The following is a 17,757-nucleotide window of genomic DNA, read 5'->3' on the forward strand; positions in this document are numbered from 1 at the left end:
CGGGTGCCGGGCCCTTTGTCGTTTCCAGGCCGCGCGCCTTCCGTGCGCTGCAGGGTGTCGGTCATCGTGCCGTCCTTCCTCGTCCCGTCCGTGCTCGCTCGGTGCCCGGGTCGGTGCCCGGTCGGTGGTCAGTCCGCCACGACGCGCACGGCGCCGGGCACGTACTCGCGCTGCCGCACCACCCGGTACCAGCCCTTGGGCAGTGGGATCACCGCGTGCTCCTCGTGCACCACCCGGCCGCCCTCGGGCAGGTGCAGCCAGGCGGTGCCGAACGGCCCGGCCTCCCGCCGCAGCGTGCCCGGCCCGACCACCGCGTGGGCGTGCCCGGTGACCTCGCCGAGCGCCAGCACCAGCCGGCCGCGGGCGTCCCGCGGCAGCGACGGCAGGTCGGCCACCACGCGCGGCACCGCCGCCTCCCCCACCGGCACGATCAGCACGTCACCCTGGCGGTACATGTGGCACTCCCCGGCTCCGGGCCGACGGGGTGCCGGCCGCAACGAGGGGAAAGCTAGGGCCCGGCTCTGACAGCGCGTCGGCGCGCGGCCCCTCGCGCCGGGGTGTCGGCGCGGCCTGGTAGACAGAACCCGGCCGACCGGACGTCCCCAGGAGCAGCGCATGGCGATCAGCAAGCACATCGAGGAGTTCGGCGGGCTGCCCGTCGTGGACGTCCTGGCCGCCCTGGAGGACGGCCGCGAGCTGCCCGCCGCCGACGCCGCCGCCTGGCGGATCGCCCTTGAGTACGACGACGAGAAGACCTTCGCCGAGGCCTGGCAGCGCTTCCTCGGCGCCGTCGACACCGGGCGGGTCACCACCGTCGTGATCGGCAACTGGTCGCAGGAGGAGCCGGAGCCGCTCGCCGGCCCGCTCGCCGAGATCACCGGTGCCGCGGGCCGGCTGCCCGCGCTGCGCGCCCTGTTCGTCGGTGACATCACCTTCGAGGAGTGCGAGATCTCCTGGCTGCAGATATGCGACGTCACCCCGCTGTTCACGTCCTTCCCGCGGCTGGAGGAGCTGGTCGTGCGCGGTACCGGCCAGGACTGGGAGGGCAACGGCGGACTGGAGCTCACCCCGCTGCGGCACGAGCACCTGCGCCGGCTGCGGCTGGAGGCCGGCGGCCTGCCCGGCAGCGTCCTGCGGTCCGTCGCCGCCTGCGACTTCCCCGCGCTGGAGAGCCTGGAGCTCTGGCTCGGCGTCGAGATGTACGGCGGCGACTGGACGCTGGACGACCTCGCGCCCTTCCTCGCCGGCACCCGGCTGCCGGCGCTGCGCCGGCTCGGCCTGCAGAACACCACCCGGCAGGACGAGGTCTGCGCCCGCGCCGCGCAGGCCCCGGTGGTGGCCCGCCTGGAGCACCTCGCGCTCTCCATGGGCGCGCTCACCGACGAGGGCGCCGCCGCCCTGCTGGAGGGGCAGCCGCTCACCCACCTCGCCTCCCTCGACCTGCACCACCACTACCTCACCGCGGAGATGCAGCAGCGGCTGCACGAGGCCCTGCCGGACGTGGCGATCGACCTCTCCGACGCCCAGAAGTGGGACGACAACTGGCGCTACGTCGCCGTCTCCGAGTGACCCGGACAGGCAGGAACCTCCGATGAGCAGGACCTTCCACGGGCTTCCCGTGTGCAACGTGTTGACCGCCCTGGACGCGGGCGAGGAGCTGCCCGCCGCCGGGGCGGCCGCCTGGCGGATCGGCCTCGGCTACCGGTACGACGGCAAGACGGAGTTCGCGGAGGCCTGGCAGCGCTTCCTGGACGCGGTCGACACCACGCGGGTGCGCGCACTCGTCATGGGCGCCTGGTGGGCCGGCGACTACGACGACCTGGCCGGCCCGCTCGCCCTGATCGTCGACAGCGCCGACCGGCTGCCCGCGCTGGAGGCGCTGTTCGTCGGCGACGTCCGCTCCGAGGAGTGCGAGATCTCCTGGCTGGAGATGTGCGACATCACCCCGCTGTTCGCATCCTTCCCCCGGCTGACCGACCTCGCCGTGCGCGGCGGCAACGGCCTGCGACTGCGGCCCGTCCGCCACGAGCGCCTCCGGTCGCTGGCCTTCGAGTCCGGCGGCCTGCCGGCCCGGGTGGTCCGCGCCCTGGGCGAGTGCGACCTCCCCGCGCTGGAGGAGCTCGACCTGTGGCTCGGCGTCGACGAGTACGGCGGCGACCACACCCTGGAGGACCTGGCGCCGCTGCTCACCGCCACCCGGCTGCCCGCGCTGCGCAGCCTCGGCCTGCAGAACAGCGAGTACCAGGACGACATCGCCGCCGCCGTCGCGCAGGCCCCGGTCGTGGCCCGGCTGGAGCACCTGGCCCTCGGCATGGGCGTGCTGACGGACGAGGGCGCCGCCGCCCTGCTGGAGGGGCAGCCGCTCACCCACCTCACCTCCCTCGACCTGCACCACCACTACCTCTCCGAGGAGATGCAGCAGCGGGTCGCCGAGGCGCTGGCCGGTGTCGACGTCGACCTGTCCGAGGCGGAGGACGAGGAGGACGAGGAGGACCGCTACGTGGCGGTCTCCGAGTAGCCCATGACCGATCGGCTCACCGTCCTCGGCAACCCGGGCCACCGCCGCGTCGCGCTGTTCGCGGCGGCGGCGCGGGCCGCCGGGCTGCCCGAACCCGCCGTACTGCCCTGGCTGGACGTGCTGCGCGGCGGGTACGCGCTGCCGCCCGGCACCGTCCTGCGGATCGACTCCCCCGGCGAGGACACGGCGGTCGACGCGCTGCTGCGCGGGCCGGTGCTCGGCGCCGGGTACGCGCCGACCCGGGTCGAGGGCGGCGCCGCCTGGTACGCCGGGGTGTGCGCGGCGCTGCACGGCCTCGCGGCGCGGCCCGGGGTGCGGCTGCTCGGCGACCCGGCGGAGATCGCGGTGATGTTCGACAAGCGGTCCGCGCACCGGCGGCTCGCGGCGGCCGGCGTGCCGGTGCCGCCCGCGCCCGACGGGCCGCCGCCGCGGGGCTGGGCGGAGCTGGCGGACCGGCTGGCGGCGGCCCGGATGCGCCGGGTGTTCCTGAAGCCGGTGCACGGCTCCTCGGCCTCCGGCGTGGTGGCCCTGGAGTTCGGGCCGCGCGGCCAGGTCCAGGCCACCACCTCCGCCGAGCTCGCCCCGGACGGCCTGCACAACTCGCTGCGGGTCCGCCGCTACCGCACCCCGGCGGAGGTCTCCGCCCTGGTCGACGCGCTCGCGCCGGACGGCCTGCACGTCGAGCAGTGGGTGCCGAAGGCCTCCCAGGGCGGCCGCTCCGCCGACCTGCGGGTGGTCGTCGTCGCCGGCCGGGCCACCCACGCGGTGGTGCGCACCAGCACCCGCCCGATGACCAACCTGCACCTGGGCGGCGCCCGCGGCGACCTGGCGCTCGCCCGGGAGGCCGCCGGCCCGGCCTGGTCCCGGCTGCTGGAGACGGCGGAGCGGGCCGCGGCCTGCTTCCCGAACTCCCCCATGGTCGGCGTGGACGTCCTGCCGACCGCCGGCTGGCGGGGCGCCGTGGTCGGCGAGGTGAACGCCTTCGGCGACCTGCTGCCCGGCCTCACCGGCCTGCCCGGCGGCCCCGCCGAGGGCCTGGACACCTACGGCGCCCAGATCGCCGCACTGCTGCACACCGGCCCCCACCGGGCGCCCGGTCGCACCACCCGGACGGAACCGCCCCGATGAACCATCACATACCCGACATGAACGACGTGATCGGCAGCCACGACCTGTTGCTGGTCACCCTGGACACGCTGCGCCTGGACGTCGCGCAGGAGCTGGCCGCGGCCGGCCGCATCCCGCACCTGGCGGCGCACCTGCCCGGCGGCCGGTGGGAGGAGCGGCACACCCCCGGCAGCTTCACCTACGCGGCGCACCAGGCGATCCTGGCCGGGTTCCTGCCGACCCCGGCGAGCCCGGACGGCCCGCACCCGCGGCTGTTCGCGGCCCGCTTCGCCGGCTCGGAGACGACCGAGCCGCGCACCTGGGTGTTCGACACCCCCGACCTGCCCTCGGCGCTGGCCGCCGCCGGGTACCGGACGGTCTGCATCGGCGGGGTCGGCTTCTTCAACAAGCAGGGCCCGCTCGGGTCGGTGCTGCCCGGACTGTTCCAGGAGTCCCACTGGGCACCGGAGATGGGCGTGCCCTCCCCCACCTCCTTCGAGGCGCAGGTCGCCCGCGCCGAGCAGGTCTGCGCCGAACAGCCGGACGGGCAGCCGCTGTTCCTCTTCGTCAACGTCTCCGCCCTGCACCAGCCGAACTGGTTCCACCTGCCCGGCGCGACCCGCGAGCACGGCGACACCCGGGAGAGCCACGCCGCCGCGCTGGAGTACGTGGACGCGCACATCGGCCGGCTGTTCGCGGCGATGAGCCGGCGCCGTCCCTGCTTCGCGATCGTCTGCTCCGACCACGGCACCTGCTACGGCGAGGACGGCTACACCGGCCACCGGCTGGGCCACCCGGTCGTCTGGACGGTCCCCTACGCCCACTTCGTGCTGCCCGCCGCCGAGGAGACCGGACGATGACCACGATGACGACCGACTCCCCGTACCTGGCGTACGTCTACGCCTACCCGCACAAGACCGCGTACCGGCCGCTGCCGGGGCGGCCGCCGCTGCGCGAGCTCTGGGCGGGCGAGCCGCAGCACGCGCTCTCGCTCTACCTGCACATCCCGTTCTGCGAGGTCCGCTGCGGCTTCTGCAACCTGTTCACCCGGATCGGCAGCCCCGAGGGGCTGACCACGGCCTACCTGGACGCGCTGGAGCGGCAGGCGTCGGCGGTGCGGGAGGCGCTGGACGCGGACGCCCGGTTCGCGCTGGCGGCCTTCGGCGGCGGCACGCCCACCTATCTGACCGCGGCCGAGCTGGAGCGGCTCTGCGACATCGCCGAGCAGCGGATGGGCGCCGACCTGCGGGCCGTCCCGCTCTCGGTGGAGGCCTCCCCCGACACCGCGACGGCCGACCGGCTCGCCGTCCTCGCCGAGCGCGGCACCACCCGGCTCAGCCTCGGCGTGCAGTCCTTCCTCGACGAGGAGGCCCGCTCGGCCGTCCGCCCGCAGAAGCGCGCGGCGGTGGAGGCGGCGCTCGGCCGCGTCCGGGCGGCGGGCATCCCGGTGCTCAACATCGACCTGATCTACGGCATCGACGGCCAGACCGAGAAGAGCTGGCTCGCCTCGCTGGACGCCGCGCTCGCCTGGCAGCCGGAGGAGCTGTACCTCTACCCGCTGTACGTGCGGCCGCTGACCGGTCTCGGCCGGCGCACCGCCGACGGCCCCACCCCTGAGTGGGACGCCCAGCGGCTCGCGCTCTACCGGACCGGCCGGGACCACCTGCTGGCATCCGGCTACGAGCAGGTGTCGATGCGGATGTTCCGCCGGACGGGCGCGGCCACCGCGAGCGCCGGCGAGTACGCCTGCCAGACCGACGGCATGGTCGGCCTCGGCTGCGGCGCCCGCTCGTACACCTCGTCCCTGCACTACTCCTTCGACTACGCGGTGGACGCCCGCGAGGTGCGCGGCATCATCGACGACTACGTCGCCGCCGAGGACTTCACCCGGGCCGAGGTCGGCCGGGCGATGGACGCCGAGGAGTCGCGCCGCCGCCACCTGCTGCAGTCGCTGCTGCAGGCCGACGGGCTCGAACTCGCCTCCTACCGGCGGCGGTTCGGCTCCCTTCCGGCCGAGGACTTCGCCGCCGAACTGGCCGTCTTCGAGGCCCGCGGCTGGCTCGCCGAGACCCCCGGGCGGCTGGCGCTCTCCGCCGAGGGCCTGGCGCACTCGGACGCCGTCGGTCCGATGCTGTTCTCGCCCGCGGTCCGGGCCGCGATGGACGCGTACGAGGCGAAGTGACCGTCGACCTGGGGATGCCGGGGCCGCGCCCGGCCGAGACCCCGATGGACCTCACCCTGCTCTACCGCGGCCCGCTGGCCTCCTGCGACTACGACTGCCCGTACTGCCCGTTCGCCAAGCGGCGGGACAGCCCCGAGCGGCTGCGCGCGGACCGCGCCGCGCTGGAGCGGTTCACCGCCTGGGCCACCGCGCAGACCGGCGACACCCTGTCGCTGCTGTTCACCCCGTGGGGCGAGGGCCTGGTGCGCTCCTGGTACCGGCAGGCCCTCGTCGACCTCTCGCACCTGCCGCACGTGCGCCGGGTGGCGATCCAGACCAACCTCAGCTGCCGCACCGACTGGCTGGCCGCGGCCGATCTCGACACCCTGGCCCTGTGGATCACCCACCACCCGGGACAGGTCGACCGCGGACGCTTCCTGGCGAAGCTCCGGGAGCTGGCCGCACTCGGGGTGCGGCACAGCGTCGGCATCGTCGGCGAGCCGGAACACCTCGATGCCGCACGGGAGTTGCGGGCAGATCTGCCCGCCTCGACCTACCTGTGGGTGAACGCCGCGGACGGCCGGAGCTACACCGACGAACAGGCCGCCGCCTGGACGGCGGTCGACCCGCTGTTCGGCTGGAGCAGGGACCCGCACCCGAGCGGCGGCCGCCCCTGCCGCACCGGCGAGTCGGTGGTCTCGGTGGACGGCGACGGCACGGTGCGGCGCTGCCACTTCGTCCGCCCTCCGCTCGGCAACCTCTACGACGGCTCCTACCGTGCCGAGTTGCTGCCCCGGCCGTGCCCGCTGCCGGTCTGCGACTGCCACATCGGCTACGTCCACCTGGAGGGCCTGCCGCTGTACGACGTCTTCGCCGGCGGCGTCCTGGAGCGCATTCCGCACGGCTGGTGACCCGCGCCCGGGGCGCGGGTCACCCCGGTCGGCCGGTCAGGCCGGGCCGAGCATCGACTGCGCCGCCTGCTCCGCCGTCATCTCCTCCGGGACGGCGGCCAGTCGGGCCGCCAGGCTACGGTGGCCGGTGGCCCGCTCCAGCTCGGTGAGGAAGGCGTCCGCCTCCTGGTCGGAGGCGAAGTCCCAGACCAGCAGCCGGTGGACCATCGCGACCGCCGCGACCTGCGGCAGCCCGCCGCCGCCCGCCGCGCGCCGCCACTGCGGCACCAGCCGGCCGAGCGAGCAGCGGGCCTCGCCGACCAGCGGATGGGCCGGGCCGAGGTGGTGCTGCACCACCGGGATCAGCTCCAGCAGCATGCCGAAGGCCGACACGAGGTCCCCGGTCAGCGCGACGGCGTGCGCCAGCCGGGCCTGCGAGGCGAGTGCCCGGGCGTCGTACGGGCCGAGCGCCTGCACCAGGGCCGGCTGCACCTCGCGCAGCAGGTGCACGGCGCCGAACGGGTCGCCGGCCTCGCCCAGCGCCCGGGCCTGCTCCAGCCGGACCTCCAGGGTGTCGGGATCGCCCGGGCCGAGCGCCTGCGCGGCATCGGCGGCGACCTGGCCGAGCAGGTGGACGGCGCCCGCCGGGTCGCCCGCGGCGCACCGCCGGTCGCCGAGCCGCCGCCAGGCCGCGAGGGCGTCCCGGTCGTAGCGGCCGAGCAGCGCGGTCATCTCGCGGGCCACCGACTCCAGCAGGTGGACGGCCGCGTCCGGAGTCGGCGCCTCGTCCGCCCGGTCCCGCAGCCGCACCAGCAACTCCCGTACGGCGGCCGGGGCTTCGGGTCCCGCAGGCACAGCCCCGTGCGGAGCGGCCGGGGTCGGGGCTGCTGCCGGGGCGGGGGGCGGGGCGGGGGCGACCAGGCCGGCCGGCACCGGCGAGGGCCCGAAGCCCGGCAGAGCAGCGGACTGGGCCGGAACGCCGACCGGGCCGGCGGACGCGGGCGGCGCGGGCTGCACCGGGGGCGCCGGCTGCGCGAGCGGTGCGGGCGGGAACCCGGCGGGCGGCTGAACCGGCGGGGCACCCGCCGCCGACGGCCCGAAGCCCTGCGACACGGCGCTCTCCAGCACGGTCGCGACCGGCGGCGCGGCCGCCGCCGGCACCGGGGCCGGAGTCGGCGAGGGGGCCGGGGCCGGAGTCGGCGAGGGGGCCGGGGCCGGCGCTCCCCCGGCACCGGTCTTGGCCAGCCGGATCCCCGACGGCGCCGCCGGGGCGGGCAACACGTAGTCCTGGGCGGCCTCCTCGGCGGCCGGGGCAACGTCGGCAGCAGCAGCGGGCACGGCGGCGGCAGGCGCGGCCAGCGCCCAGCCGTCCGCCGGCAGGCCGTCCGCAGACAGACCGTCCACGGACGCGGCGTCGGCGGTCCCGGGGGCCTGCGGCGGGACGGCGGGGGCGGTCGGCTCGGGCACCTGGCCGAACCGGTCGGCGGGCTCCTCGATGGGCGGCATCCTCGGTCCTCGTTCGCTGCGGGTCGTCGGCGGTGGACGGGCGCCATCCTCCCATCGACCGGGGCCGTCCGGGTCCCCCGGACGGCCCCGGTGCGAGGATGGAGGCGGGCCGCGGCGACGATGCCGCCGCCCGGGTGGAGGAGGACCCGTCATGGCCAAGCAGGCCCCGCAGAGCGATCCGGTGCAGGACGCGCCGCAGATTTCCGCGCCGAAGCACGCGGCGGCCGGCGTCCCGGCCGTGCTGCACAGCCTGAGGATGGCCGGCGAGCAGATGAGCGCCCGCCGCACGCTGGCCGTGCTGAGCAAGGTGAACCAGCCGGACGGCTTCGACTGCCCGGGCTGCGCCTGGCCCGAGCCGGGCAAGACGCACACCGCGGAGTTCTGCGAGAACGGCGCCAAGGCCGTCGCCGAGGAGGCCACCGAGCGCCGGATCACCGCCGACTTCTTCGCCGCGCACCCCGTCCCGGAGCTGGCGCAGCGCTCCGGCTACTGGCTGGGGCAGCAGGGCCGGCTGACCGAGCCGATGCTGCTCGACGAGGGCTCCGACCGGTACGTGCCGGTCTCCTGGGAGCGGGCCTTCGAGATCGTGGCGGAGGAGCTGCGCGCTCTGGACACCCCGGACGGCGCCGCCTTCTACACCTCGGGCCGCACCAGCAACGAGGCGGCCTTCGCCTACCAGCTGTTCGCCCGCCGGCTCGGCACCAACAACCTGCCGGACTGCTCCAACATGTGCCACGAGTCGTCGGGGTCGGCGCTCACCGAGACGCTCGGCGTGGGCAAGGGCAGCGTCTCGCTGAAGGACCTCTACCAGGCCGACCTGATCATCGTGGCGGGCCAGAACCCGGGCACCAACCACCCGCGGATGCTCTCCGCGCTGGAGCGGGCGAAGCGGGCCGGGGCGACGATCGTCTCGGTCAACCCGCTGCCGGAGGCCGGCCTGGAGCGGTTCAAGAACCCGCAGAACGCCCGCGGCCTGGCCGCCAACGGCACCAAGCTGACCGACCTCTTCCTGCAGATCCGGCTCGGCGGCGACCTCGCGCTGTTCCGGGCGCTCAACCAGCTGGTGCTGGCCGCCGAGGGCGGCACGGACGAGGCGTTCATCGCCGAACACTGCCACGGCTTCGAGGAGTTCGCCGCCGAGGCGAAGTCCACCGACCGCGCCGAGGTGCTGGCCGCGACCGGTCTGCCGTGGGAGCAGATCGAGGAGCTGGCCCGCCTGGTGCTGGCCTCGAAGAAGATCATCGTGTGCTGGGCGATGGGCCTGACCCAGCACCGGCACGCCGTGCCGACGATCCGCGAGGTCGTCAACTTCCTGCTGCTGCGCGGCAACGTGGGCCGCCCGGGGGCGGGCGTCTGCCCGGTGCGCGGGCACAGCAACGTGCAGGGCGACCGGACGATGGGCATCTTCGAGCGGCCGAGCACGGCGTTCCTGGACGCGCTGGGCCGGGAGTTCGACTTCGAGCCGCCGCGCGAGCACGGCCTGGACTCGGTCGACACCATCCGGGGGATGCGCGACGGCCGGGTGAAGGTGTTCTTCGCCATGGGCGGCAACTTCGTCGCCGCGACCCCGGACACCGAGGTCACCGAGGCCGCGATGCGCCGCTGCCGGCTCACCGTGCACGTCTCCACCAAGCTCAACCGCTCGCACGTGGTGACCGGCGCCCGCGCGCTGATCCTGCCGACGCTCGGCCGCACCGACCGCGACTGGACGGAGGCCGGCGCGCAGTTCGTCTCGGTCGAGGACTCGATGGGCATGGTGCACTCCTCGCGCGGCGGGCTGCGGCCGCCGTCCGACGGCCTGCTCTCCGAGGTGGCGATCGTCTGCCGGCTGGCCCGGGCCGCACTCGGCCCCGAGGACCCGACCCCGTGGGAGGAGTTCGCGGTCTCCTACGACGCCGTCCGCGACCGGATCTCCCGGGTGGTACCCGGCTTCGAGGACTTCAACGAGAAGGTGCGCCGGCCCGGCGGCTTCGCGCTGCCGCACGGGCCGCGCGACAGCCGGACCTTCCCGACCGCGACGGGCAAGGCCAACTTCACGGTCAACCCGCTCACCGCGCCCGAGGTGCCCGAGGGCCGGCTGCTGCTGCAGACGCTGCGCTCGCACGACCAGTACAACACCACGATCTACGGCCTGGACGACCGCTACCGCGGCATCACCGGCGGTCGGCGCGTGGTGCTGGTGAACCCGGCCGACGCCGAACGGCTCGGCCTCGCCGACGGCCTCTACGTCGACCTGGTCGGCGAGTGGAAGGACGGCGTGGAGCGGCGGGCCCCGCACTTCCGGGTGGTGCACTACCCGGTGGCCCCGGGCGGCGCGGCCGCCTACTACCCGGAGACCAACGTCCTGGTGCCGCTGGACTCCACGGCGGAGATCAGCAACACCCCGACCTCGAAGGCCGTGGTGATCCGCTTCGAACCGGACACCGGCGCGCCCGTCGGCTAGACGGCAACGCACAGCGGCGCGCGGGGGGCTCCCCCGCGCGCCGCTGTGCGTTGTGCCCGTGGACGGTGGGCCGCCGGCCCCTTGCCTACTGGGCCGTCGGGCTGCCGGAGGCCGGGGCCGAGGCGGTGCGGGAGGCGGATTCGGTGGAGCCGGCCGAGGCGGACGGGGTGCCGCTGCCGGTGGGCGTGCCGGAGCCCGACGGGGTGCCCGAGCCGGACGGCGTGCCCGAGCCGGACGGCGTGCCGCTGCCGGTGGGCGTGCCGGAGCCGGTCGGGGTGCCGGTGGCGGGCGGCGGGGTGGGCTTGGTCGGGGTGGGCTGGGTGGGCCGCGGCGGCAGGGTGGTCGGCTTGGCCGGGGCGATCCGCGAGGCGCCGACGGTGACCTGCGGCACCTTCCAGTCGCCGCCCTTGTCGTCGGCGGCCGAGTCCGGGTCGGGCCGGACGGCGCCGAGGATCGGCATCGCGCCGATCTTGGAGACCTTGACCACGTCGCCGGTGTGCGGCGCCTGCACGATCAGGCCGCCGCCGATGTACATGCCGATGTGGGTGGCGCCGCCGAAGTAGACCACGAGGTCGCCGGGGCGGATCTGGTTCAGCGGGACGTGCTTGAGCTGCGCCCACTGTTCCTGGCTGGTGCGCGGGATCGGCTTGCCGGCGTTCAGCCAGGCCTGCGAGGTGAGGCCGGAGCAGTCGAAGACGTCCGGGCCGTCGCCGCCCCAGACGTAGTCCTTGCCGAGTTGCTTGAGCGCCCAGGCGACCGCCTTGCGGCCGGCCTCGGAGGGGGTGCGCTCGCCCTTGCCGAGCGCACCGGAGGCGAGGAAGGCGAGCTGGGCCTCGTCGGCCTGCTGCCGCTCCAGTGCCTCCAGTTCGCTGCGCTGGGCGCCGGTGAGCGAGCCGACCATGTCCTCGACGGCGGCGAGCCGCTTGGCCACGTCGGCCTTGGCGGCCTCCTGCTGGGTGGCGAGCGCGGTGGCCTGGACGAGCGCCTGCTCGGCCTGGGCCTGCAGCTCGACGAGGGTGGCGCGGTCCGACTTGAGGCGGTCCAGGAAGGCCTTCTGGGAGCGGCCCGCGGCGTCGAGCAGCTGGGCGATGACGACGGCCTGGTAGGGGTTCTCGGCGAGCATGAAGTCGGCGAGGTCGGAGGCCCGGCCACTGCGGTACTGGGCGGCGGCGAGCTGGGCGGCGATGTCCACGCCGGCGTTGACCGCGGCCTGCTGGGACTCGACCCGGGCGCGGAGGTCGGTGACCTGGGCCTGCTGGGCGGCCTGCCGGGCGACGGCGGCGTTGTACTGCTCGGTGGCGGCCTCGGCCTCCTGGTAGAGCTGGTGCAGCCGGTCGAGCATCGGGCCGAGGGTGGTCTTGGCGTCGGCCAGCGGGTCGGCGCCGGCGGCCACGGTGAGGGTGGGCGCCGGGGTGGGCGCGGCGTACGCGGCGGTGGCCAGCGGCAGCGACAGCGCGGCCGCGGCAAGCACGGCGCCGCACCGCATGGCGGCCCGCACCCAAGGTCGGACGCCGTTCTCCGTACGCTGCCCAGCCGACATCGGCCGCCCTCCCCAGTCCAGCCCGGCCCGGGCCCGCGCCCGGTGATCTCTCCGGAGAATCCTGCCATGTGACCGGCAGGTAACGGCAGGGGGCCTGCGGTCCGTCCGGTGAATTCTCAGCGAGTCCTCACCCGGGGGGTTCACCGGCCCGGTCGAGGGGGTGTGAGGCAAGTCTCACCAAACCCCCACGAAGGTGGATCCAAGCGGACACAACGGCCGTACAGAGCCTCGGTTTCCACACTTTCGCAATGTTCGTGCAACCCCCGATCCACCATCGGAACCACGATTCCCAACCCTGTTCACCTTCCGTTCACCCGGGCTCCCTACGGTCACGCCTGACAGCAGCGTCAGTCCGACAACTACGACGATTGTTTGGTTATGGAACACATCACGTTCCTGGTGGCCGTTGTGATCATCACGGCGCTCGCCTTCGACTTCACCAACGGGTTCCACGACACCGCCAACGCGATGGCCACCTCCATCGCGACGGGAGCCCTCAAGCCCAAGGTCGCGGTCACCATCGCCGCAGTCCTCAACTTCGCCGGAGCCTTCCTCTCCGTGAAGGTGGCCACCACCATCTCCGGCGGCATCGTCAACGAGAAGGCCGGCCTCCAGCCGTCGATCATCTTCGCCGCCCTGGTCGGAGCGATCCTCTGGAACCTGCTGACCTGGCTGAGGGGCCTGCCCTCCAGTTCCTCGCACGCGCTGTACGGCGGCCTCATCGGCGCCACCGTGGTCGGCGTCGGCATGAACGGCGTGAACTTCGACGTCGTCGTCACCAAGATCCTGATCCCGGCGGTCGCCTCCCCGCTGGTGGCCGGTCTGGCCGCCTGGGGCGCCACCCGCCTCGCCTACCTGATCACCCGCGGCGGCCGCGAGGAGACCACCGAGAAGGGCTTCCGGCGCGGCCAGATGTTCACCTCCTCGCTGATCTCGCTGGCGCACGGCACCAACGACGCGCAGAAGACCATGGGCATCATCACCCTGACCCTGGTCTCCGTCGGCGCCCTCAAGCCCGGCGCGCTGCCCCCGACCTGGGTCATCGTCAGCGCCGGTGCGGCGATCGCGCTCGGCACCTACATGGGCGGCTGGCGCATCATCCGCTCGATGGGCAACGGCCTGACCGAGATCCGCCCCCGCCAGGGCCTCGCCACCGAGACGGCCGCCGCCACGGTCATCCTCACCTCGACCCACATGGGCTACGGCCTGTCCACCACCCAGGTCTGCTCCGGCGGCATCATGGGCGCCGGCCTCGGCGGCCCGAAGCGCGAGCTGCGCTGGAGCCTGGTGCGCCGCATGGTCTACACCTGGGGCCTGACCCTGCCCGCCGCCGCCGCGGTGGCCGGTCTCGCGGCCTTCGTCGCGGACCAGGGCGCCTGGGGCGTGGCCCTGGTCGGCGCGACGCTGGTCGCCGGCTCGGGCGCGATGTGGATCGCCTCCCGCCGCCAGCCGGTGCACGCCGGCAACGTCAACGACGTCCAGGAGGTCGAGGTGCCGGTGCAGACCGCCACCCCGACCCCGGCCACCACCACCGTCGCGGCCTGACCGGCCGACCAGTCAGAGAGGACGGGTAGCCATGCACATCAAGTGGGACGCCCTCGCGCAGACCGCGGGCCTCAGCTTCGCCATCACCGTCGCGGTGGTCGCCGCCTTCGCCCTCGGCATCCTGGCGCTGTCGCGCCGTGAGGCCGCGCAGGAGGCCGTCCGGTCCGGGATCCCGGGGGCCGGCAGCGGCAACCTGGCCCTGGCCGGTGCCGCGCTCTGCTTCAGCGCCTGCGCCTCGGTGGTCTTCTACGGGATCACCCTGATCGCCGGCCACTGAGCCGCACGCACGACGGAAGGGCCCGCGGGGTACGCACCCCGCGGGCCCTTCCGCGTGCCCGGGCCGGCCGGACCCGACCCGGCCCGGCCGGGTCTCAGTCCTCGACGAGTTCCAGGGTGCGCGGCGCCGGCGCGTCCATGGTGGTGCGCAGCGGGGTCTCCCGGATGAACAGCACGACCAGGAAGGCGAGCAGCGCGAACGGCGCGGCCAGCAGGAAGACGATGCCGACGCCGTGGCCGAAGGCGTCCGTCACCAGCGGGACGATCGGGGCGGGCAGCCGGTGCAGGTCGGGGATCTCGCCGCCGCCGAGGGCGCTGCCGGTCGGGTGGACGCCCGCCCGGGCGAGGTTCTCGGCGAGGTAGCGCGCCACCCGGTCGGCCATCAGGGCGCCCAGCGCGGAGACGCCGACCGCGCCGCCCATGGTGCGGAAGAAGGTGACGACGGAGCTGGCCGAGCCGAGCTCCTCGCGCGGCACGGTGTTCTGCACGGCGAGCACGAGGTTCTGCATGGTCAGGCCGAGGCCGACGCCGGCCACCGCCATGTAGAGGGCGAGCAGCCCGTACGCGGTGTCGGCGCGGGCGGTGCCGAGCAGGCCGAAGCCGACGGCGAGCAGCAGGGTGCCGGCGACGAGGTAGCCCTTCCAGCGGCCGTAGCGGGTGATCAGCTTGCCGGCGACGGTGGAGGAGACGGCGAGGCCGAGGATCATCGGCAGGGTGAGCAGGCCGGCCATGGTGGGCGACTTCTCCTTGGCCAGCTGGAAGTACTGGCTGAGGAAGGTGGTCGCGCCGTACATGCCGACGCCGACCAGGACGCTGGCGACCGCGGAGAGCGTCACCGTGCGGTGGCGGAAGAGGTGGAGCGGGATGACCGGTTCGGCGGCGCGGCGCTCGGCGGCGACGAAGAGCACGGCGAGCACGGCGGTGCCGGCGAGCATCGCGGCGGACTGCCAGGACACCCAGTCGTAGTTCTTGCCGGCCAGGCTGACCCAGATCATCAGCAGGCTGGCCGCGGCGGTGACGAGCAGCGCGCCGAGGTAGTCGATCCGGGCCTTGCGCCGCGGGGCGACGGGCAGCCGCAGGGTGCGCTGCAGCACGGCGATGGCCAGCAGCGAGAACGGGATGCCGACGTAGAAGCACCAGCGCCAGCCGAGCCAGTCGGTGTCCACGATGACGCCGCCGATGAGCGGGCCGCCGATGGTCGCCAGGGCGAAGACCGCGCCGAAGTAGCCGCTGTAGCGGCCGCGCTCGCGGGGCGTGACCATCGCGGCGAGGCAGATCTGGGCGAGTGCGGTGACGCCGCCGGCGCCGATGCCCTGCAGCACGCGGCAGGCGATCAGCTCGCCGGTGTTCTGCGAGAGGCCGGCCAGGGCGGAGGACAGGATGTAGATCACCAGGGCGATCTGCACCAGCAGCTTCTTGCTGACCAGGTCGGAGAGCTTGCCCCAGATGGGGGTGGAGGCGGTCAGCGACAGCAGGGTGGCGGTGATCACCCAGGTGTAGGCGGACTCGCCGCCGTGCAGGTCGGTGAGGATCGTGGGCAGGGCGTTGGAGACGACGGTCGAGGAGAGCACGGCCACGAAGAGGCCCAGCAGGAGGCCTGACAGCGCTTCCAGGACTTGCCGGTGCGTCATGGGGGTCGTCGGGGTCATGGAGGTCCTTCAGCGTGAATTTTCGTTGCCTAAAGCAACCGTAAGGGGAATGGTTGAGTTAGGCAACTTTCTTCAAGCGCAAGCAAAGCCCGGCCCTGCCGCGGCGGCGGAGGGCCGGGCAGCACCCGGAGGACCGGTCAGGCCGGGGCGGACTCCTCGGCCCGCATGGACTCCGCGGCCAGCTCGTTGAAGCGACGCAGCAACTCGGCGAAGCGCTCCACGTCCTCCTCGTCCCAGGCCGACATCAGCTCGCGGAACCGCTCCATCCGGGCGTCCCGGGCGCGCAGGTAACGGGCGGCGCCGTCCTCGGTGAGCGAGAGCAGCGAGGAACGGCGGTCCAGCGGGTCGACCTCGCGACGCAGCAGGCCCAGCACCTCCAGGTGCTTCACCTGCCGGCTGATCGAGGCCTTGCCGATCCCGAAGTGCAGCCCGATGTCGGTCAGCCGCACCCGGCCCGACTCCTCCACGTACGCGAGCATCACGTACGCCGCGGCCTCCAGCTCCGGATGCACCCGCCGCGCCATCTCCGCGGCCCGCGTCCGCCCGCGGCGGAAGAGCAGCGCCACCTCCCGCTCGACCGCGCGGAACGCCTGGTCGGCCGACTCCTGGTCATTCATGGCGTCAGTATCCCGTAGGCCGCGCCTCCACCCCCGGACAACTGCTTCATGTTATGAAGCATCCGTTTCACACCCTTTGCCCCTCGCCCCTTAGGAGGCGGCCGATGGCCGGCCCGCGCCCCGGATTCCTCGCCGAGGTCAAGGACGCGGTCACCCCGCGCGCCTTCCTGCTTGTGCTCGGGGTGCTGCTGCTCCAACTCGCCTTCACCGCCAGCTACGTCGGCGCACTCCACGACCCGACCCCCCATCAGCTCTCCATCGCCGTGGTCGGTCCCGCCCAGGCCGTCCTCCAGGGCACCTCGGCCCTCCACGACGTCCCGGACGAGGCCGTCCGGCCCAGCACGGCGGAGGACCGGGCGAGCGCGATCCAGCTGATCAAGGACCAGAAGGTGTACGCCGCCTGGCTGATCGACCCCACCGGCAGCAAGGACACCCTGCTGGTCGCCACCGCCCGCGGACCGGCCGCGGCGACCGCCGCCGAACGGATCGTCGGCTCGCTGGAGTCCGCCCAGCAGCGGACCCTCGGCACCGAGGACGTCGTCCCGCTCGCCCCCGGCGACGCCGAGGGCCTCTCCTCCTTCTACCTGGTGGTCGGCTGGTGCGTCGGCGGCTACCTGGTGGCCTCGATCCTCGGCATCAGCGCCGGCTCCCGGCCCGCCGACACCGACCGCGCCCTGCTGCGGCTCGGCACGCTCCTCCTCTACTCCGCCGCGGCCGGCCTCGGCGGCGCACTGATCACCGGACCGGTCCTGGACGCCCTGCCCGGCCCGATCCTGCCGCTCTGGGGACTCGGCACCCTGGTGGTCTTCGCGGTCGGGGCCTTCACCATGGCGATGCAGTGCCTCTTCGGGGTGGTCGGGATCGGCATCGCCGTGCTGATCTTCGTGGTGCTCGGCAACCCGAGTGCGGGCGGGGTCTACCCGCCGCCGCTGCTGCCGCCGTTCTGGCGGGCGATCGGCTCCTGGATCCCGAACGGCGCCGGCACCGACGCCGCCCGCTCCATCGCCTACCTCGGCGGCACCGCCCTCACCCCGCCCTTCCTCGTCCTCGCCGCCTGGGCCGTCGCCGGCGTCGCCATCACCCTCCTCACCGCCGACCGCGCCACCGGCACCCGGACTGAGACAGCTCTTTAGGGGCGCGTCAGGGCACCTGTCTTGTTCTCGCCCGATCAGCTCGTCGGCCCCGTCCGGGGGTTGCCCTCAGGCTTCGGCGGCGGCGAAGCGGCCCGGGTCGGCGACGACGGCGCGGACGACCCCGATCCCCGCGCCGAGCAGCGGCCCCCGCCGCCCCAGCCGTGAGGCCGTCAGCCAGTCGTCGTACCAGGCCCGGACGGTGACCCGGTCGGCGAGTTCGGTCCGCATGGCGGGGAGCAGCCAGGCGGCCAGCTCCGCGTAGCCGCCGCCGACCACCAGCACCGCCGCGGCGAGCAGGTTGACGGCGCCGGCGGCGGCCACGCCCGGCGCCGGGCCCGCGGGCTCTCGCGCGGCGGGGCGGGCCGGGGCCGC

At 74.5% G+C, this 17,757-nt stretch carries 14 protein-coding genes and 2 pseudogenes; 10 read left to right on the forward strand and 6 right to left on the reverse strand.

Features of this window, described 5'->3' with window-relative positions; translation table 11 throughout:
- Positions 1-128 precede the first annotated feature (128 nt).
- Entirely contained in the window at positions 129-455 is a 327-nt protein-coding gene (locus ABD353_RS16770) for a hypothetical protein (RefSeq protein WP_344624409.1), read from the reverse strand.
- 160 nt (positions 456-615) lie between these two features.
- On the opposite strand from ABD353_RS16770, the gene ABD353_RS16775 reads away from it, so the two are divergent.
- Genes ABD353_RS16775 through ABD353_RS16800 form a run of 6 tightly spaced genes read left to right on the forward strand, consistent with a single transcriptional unit; the run spans position 616 to position 6,697 of the window.
- Positions 616-1,569 carry an STM4015 family protein gene (locus tag ABD353_RS16775; protein WP_344624410.1) on the forward strand — a complete coding sequence of 318 codons (954 nt, stop codon included), beginning with the start codon at positions 616-618 and terminating at the stop codon, positions 1,567-1,569.
- A gap of 22 nt (positions 1,570-1,591) precedes the next feature.
- On the forward strand, positions 1,592-2,518 hold the full coding sequence (locus ABD353_RS16780) for an STM4015 family protein (RefSeq protein WP_344624411.1): 927 nt from the start codon (positions 1,592-1,594) through the stop codon (positions 2,516-2,518).
- 3 nt (positions 2,519-2,521) lie between these two features.
- The gene (locus ABD353_RS16785) at positions 2,522-3,646 is read left to right on the forward strand and encodes an STM4014 family protein (protein WP_344624412.1); all 1,125 of its coding nucleotides are present in this window, start codon (positions 2,522-2,524) and stop codon (positions 3,644-3,646) included.
- 17 nt (positions 3,647-3,663) lie between these two features.
- A complete protein-coding gene (locus ABD353_RS16790; protein ID WP_344624413.1) occupies positions 3,664-4,485 on the forward strand; it encodes an STM4013/SEN3800 family hydrolase in 822 nt (273 codons plus the stop codon).
- The gene (locus ABD353_RS16795) at positions 4,482-5,807 is read left to right on the forward strand and encodes an STM4012 family radical SAM protein (protein WP_425555176.1); all 1,326 of its coding nucleotides are present in this window, start codon (positions 4,482-4,484) and stop codon (positions 5,805-5,807) included. The genes ABD353_RS16790 and ABD353_RS16795 overlap by 4 nt, the downstream gene beginning before the upstream one ends.
- A gap of 44 nt (positions 5,808-5,851) precedes the next feature.
- Positions 5,852-6,697: an STM4011 family radical SAM protein gene (locus ABD353_RS16800; protein ID WP_344624464.1), complete on the forward strand. Its 846-nt coding sequence runs from the start codon at positions 5,852-5,854 to the stop codon at positions 6,695-6,697.
- Positions 6,698-6,733: 36 nt separating this feature from the next.
- On the opposite strand, the gene ABD353_RS16805 is transcribed toward ABD353_RS16800, so the two are convergent.
- A complete protein-coding gene (locus ABD353_RS16805) occupies positions 6,734-8,182 on the reverse strand; it encodes a tetratricopeptide repeat protein (RefSeq protein WP_344624414.1) in 1,449 nt (482 codons plus the stop codon).
- 151 nt (positions 8,183-8,333) lie between these two features.
- On the opposite strand from ABD353_RS16805, the gene ABD353_RS16810 reads away from it, so the two are divergent.
- Positions 8,334-10,625: an FdhF/YdeP family oxidoreductase gene (locus ABD353_RS16810; protein WP_344624415.1), complete on the forward strand. Its 2,292-nt coding sequence runs from the start codon at positions 8,334-8,336 to the stop codon at positions 10,623-10,625.
- An 85-nt stretch (positions 10,626-10,710) separates the two neighbouring features.
- Here ABD353_RS16810 and ABD353_RS16815 read toward each other — a convergent pair whose 3' ends face one another.
- Positions 10,711-12,165 (reverse strand): C40 family peptidase, encoded by a 1,455-nt coding sequence (locus tag ABD353_RS16815; protein ID WP_344624416.1) that lies wholly within the window; start codon positions 12,163-12,165, stop codon positions 10,711-10,713.
- A gap of 378 nt (positions 12,166-12,543) precedes the next feature.
- On the opposite strand from ABD353_RS16815, the gene ABD353_RS16820 reads away from it, so the two are divergent.
- Together ABD353_RS16820 and ABD353_RS16825 are read left to right on the forward strand one after the other, a co-directional pair.
- Entirely contained in the window at positions 12,544-13,710 is a 1,167-nt protein-coding gene (locus ABD353_RS16820) for an inorganic phosphate transporter (RefSeq protein ID WP_344624417.1), read from the forward strand.
- Between the two features lie 31 nt (positions 13,711-13,741).
- Complete coding sequence (locus tag ABD353_RS16825) at positions 13,742-13,987, forward strand: hypothetical protein (RefSeq protein ID WP_344624418.1); 246 nt, start codon at positions 13,742-13,744, stop codon at positions 13,985-13,987.
- Positions 13,988-14,129: 142 nt separating this feature from the next.
- On the opposite strand, the pseudogene ABD353_RS16830 reads toward ABD353_RS16825, so the two are convergent.
- Together ABD353_RS16830 and ABD353_RS16835 are read right to left on the reverse strand one after the other, a co-directional pair.
- Positions 14,130-15,617 (reverse strand): annotated as a pseudogene (locus ABD353_RS16830) (MDR family MFS transporter); the annotation flags it as partial.
- Between the two features lie 155 nt (positions 15,618-15,772).
- Positions 15,773-16,252, reverse strand: coding sequence for a MarR family winged helix-turn-helix transcriptional regulator (locus ABD353_RS16835; RefSeq protein WP_344624420.1), 480 nt, complete (start codon positions 16,250-16,252; stop codon positions 15,773-15,775).
- 104 nt (positions 16,253-16,356) lie between these two features.
- Between ABD353_RS16835 and ABD353_RS16840 the strand changes: the two genes are divergently transcribed.
- The gene (locus tag ABD353_RS16840; protein WP_344624421.1) at positions 16,357-17,385 is read left to right on the forward strand and encodes an ABC-2 transporter permease; all 1,029 of its coding nucleotides are present in this window, start codon (positions 16,357-16,359) and stop codon (positions 17,383-17,385) included.
- 66 nt (positions 17,386-17,451) lie between these two features.
- Here ABD353_RS16840 and ABD353_RS16845 read toward each other — a convergent pair.
- Positions 17,452-17,757: pseudogene (locus ABD353_RS16845) on the reverse strand (ROK family protein); the annotation flags it as partial.

This window comes from Kitasatospora arboriphila (assembly GCF_039528095.1).
Lineage (GTDB): Bacteria > Actinomycetota > Actinomycetes > Streptomycetales > Streptomycetaceae > Kitasatospora > Kitasatospora arboriphila.

Excerpts from the sequence above, each read along its gene's own strand:
- ABD353_RS16825 (WP_344624418.1), top strand. The coding sequence starts at position 13,742 with ATGCACATCAAGTGGGACGCCCTCGCGCAGACCGCGGGCCTCAGCTTC.
- ABD353_RS16785 (WP_344624412.1), top strand. The coding sequence starts at position 2,522 with ATGACCGATCGGCTCACCGTCCTCGGCAACCCGGGCCACCGCCGCGTC.
- ABD353_RS16815 (WP_344624416.1), bottom strand. The coding sequence starts at position 12,165 with ATGTCGGCTGGGCAGCGTACGGAGAACGGCGTCCGACCTTGGGTGCGG.
- ABD353_RS16770 (WP_344624409.1), bottom strand. The coding sequence starts at position 455 with ATGTACCGCCAGGGTGACGTGCTGATCGTGCCGGTGGGGGAGGCGGCG.
- ABD353_RS16820 (WP_344624417.1), top strand. The coding sequence starts at position 12,544 with ATGGAACACATCACGTTCCTGGTGGCCGTTGTGATCATCACGGCGCTC.
- ABD353_RS16775 (WP_344624410.1), top strand. The coding sequence starts at position 616 with ATGGCGATCAGCAAGCACATCGAGGAGTTCGGCGGGCTGCCCGTCGTG.
- ABD353_RS16835 (WP_344624420.1), bottom strand. The coding sequence starts at position 16,252 with ATGAATGACCAGGAGTCGGCCGACCAGGCGTTCCGCGCGGTCGAGCGG.
- ABD353_RS16780 (WP_344624411.1), top strand. The coding sequence starts at position 1,592 with ATGAGCAGGACCTTCCACGGGCTTCCCGTGTGCAACGTGTTGACCGCC.
- ABD353_RS16790 (WP_344624413.1), top strand. The coding sequence starts at position 3,664 with ATGAACGACGTGATCGGCAGCCACGACCTGTTGCTGGTCACCCTGGAC.
- ABD353_RS16800 (WP_344624464.1), top strand. The coding sequence starts at position 5,852 with ATGGACCTCACCCTGCTCTACCGCGGCCCGCTGGCCTCCTGCGACTAC.
- ABD353_RS16840 (WP_344624421.1), top strand. The coding sequence starts at position 16,357 with ATGGCCGGCCCGCGCCCCGGATTCCTCGCCGAGGTCAAGGACGCGGTC.
- ABD353_RS16795 (WP_425555176.1), top strand. The coding sequence starts at position 4,482 with ATGACCACGATGACGACCGACTCCCCGTACCTGGCGTACGTCTACGCC.
- ABD353_RS16805 (WP_344624414.1), bottom strand. The coding sequence starts at position 8,182 with ATGCCGCCCATCGAGGAGCCCGCCGACCGGTTCGGCCAGGTGCCCGAG.
- ABD353_RS16810 (WP_344624415.1), top strand. The coding sequence starts at position 8,334 with ATGGCCAAGCAGGCCCCGCAGAGCGATCCGGTGCAGGACGCGCCGCAG.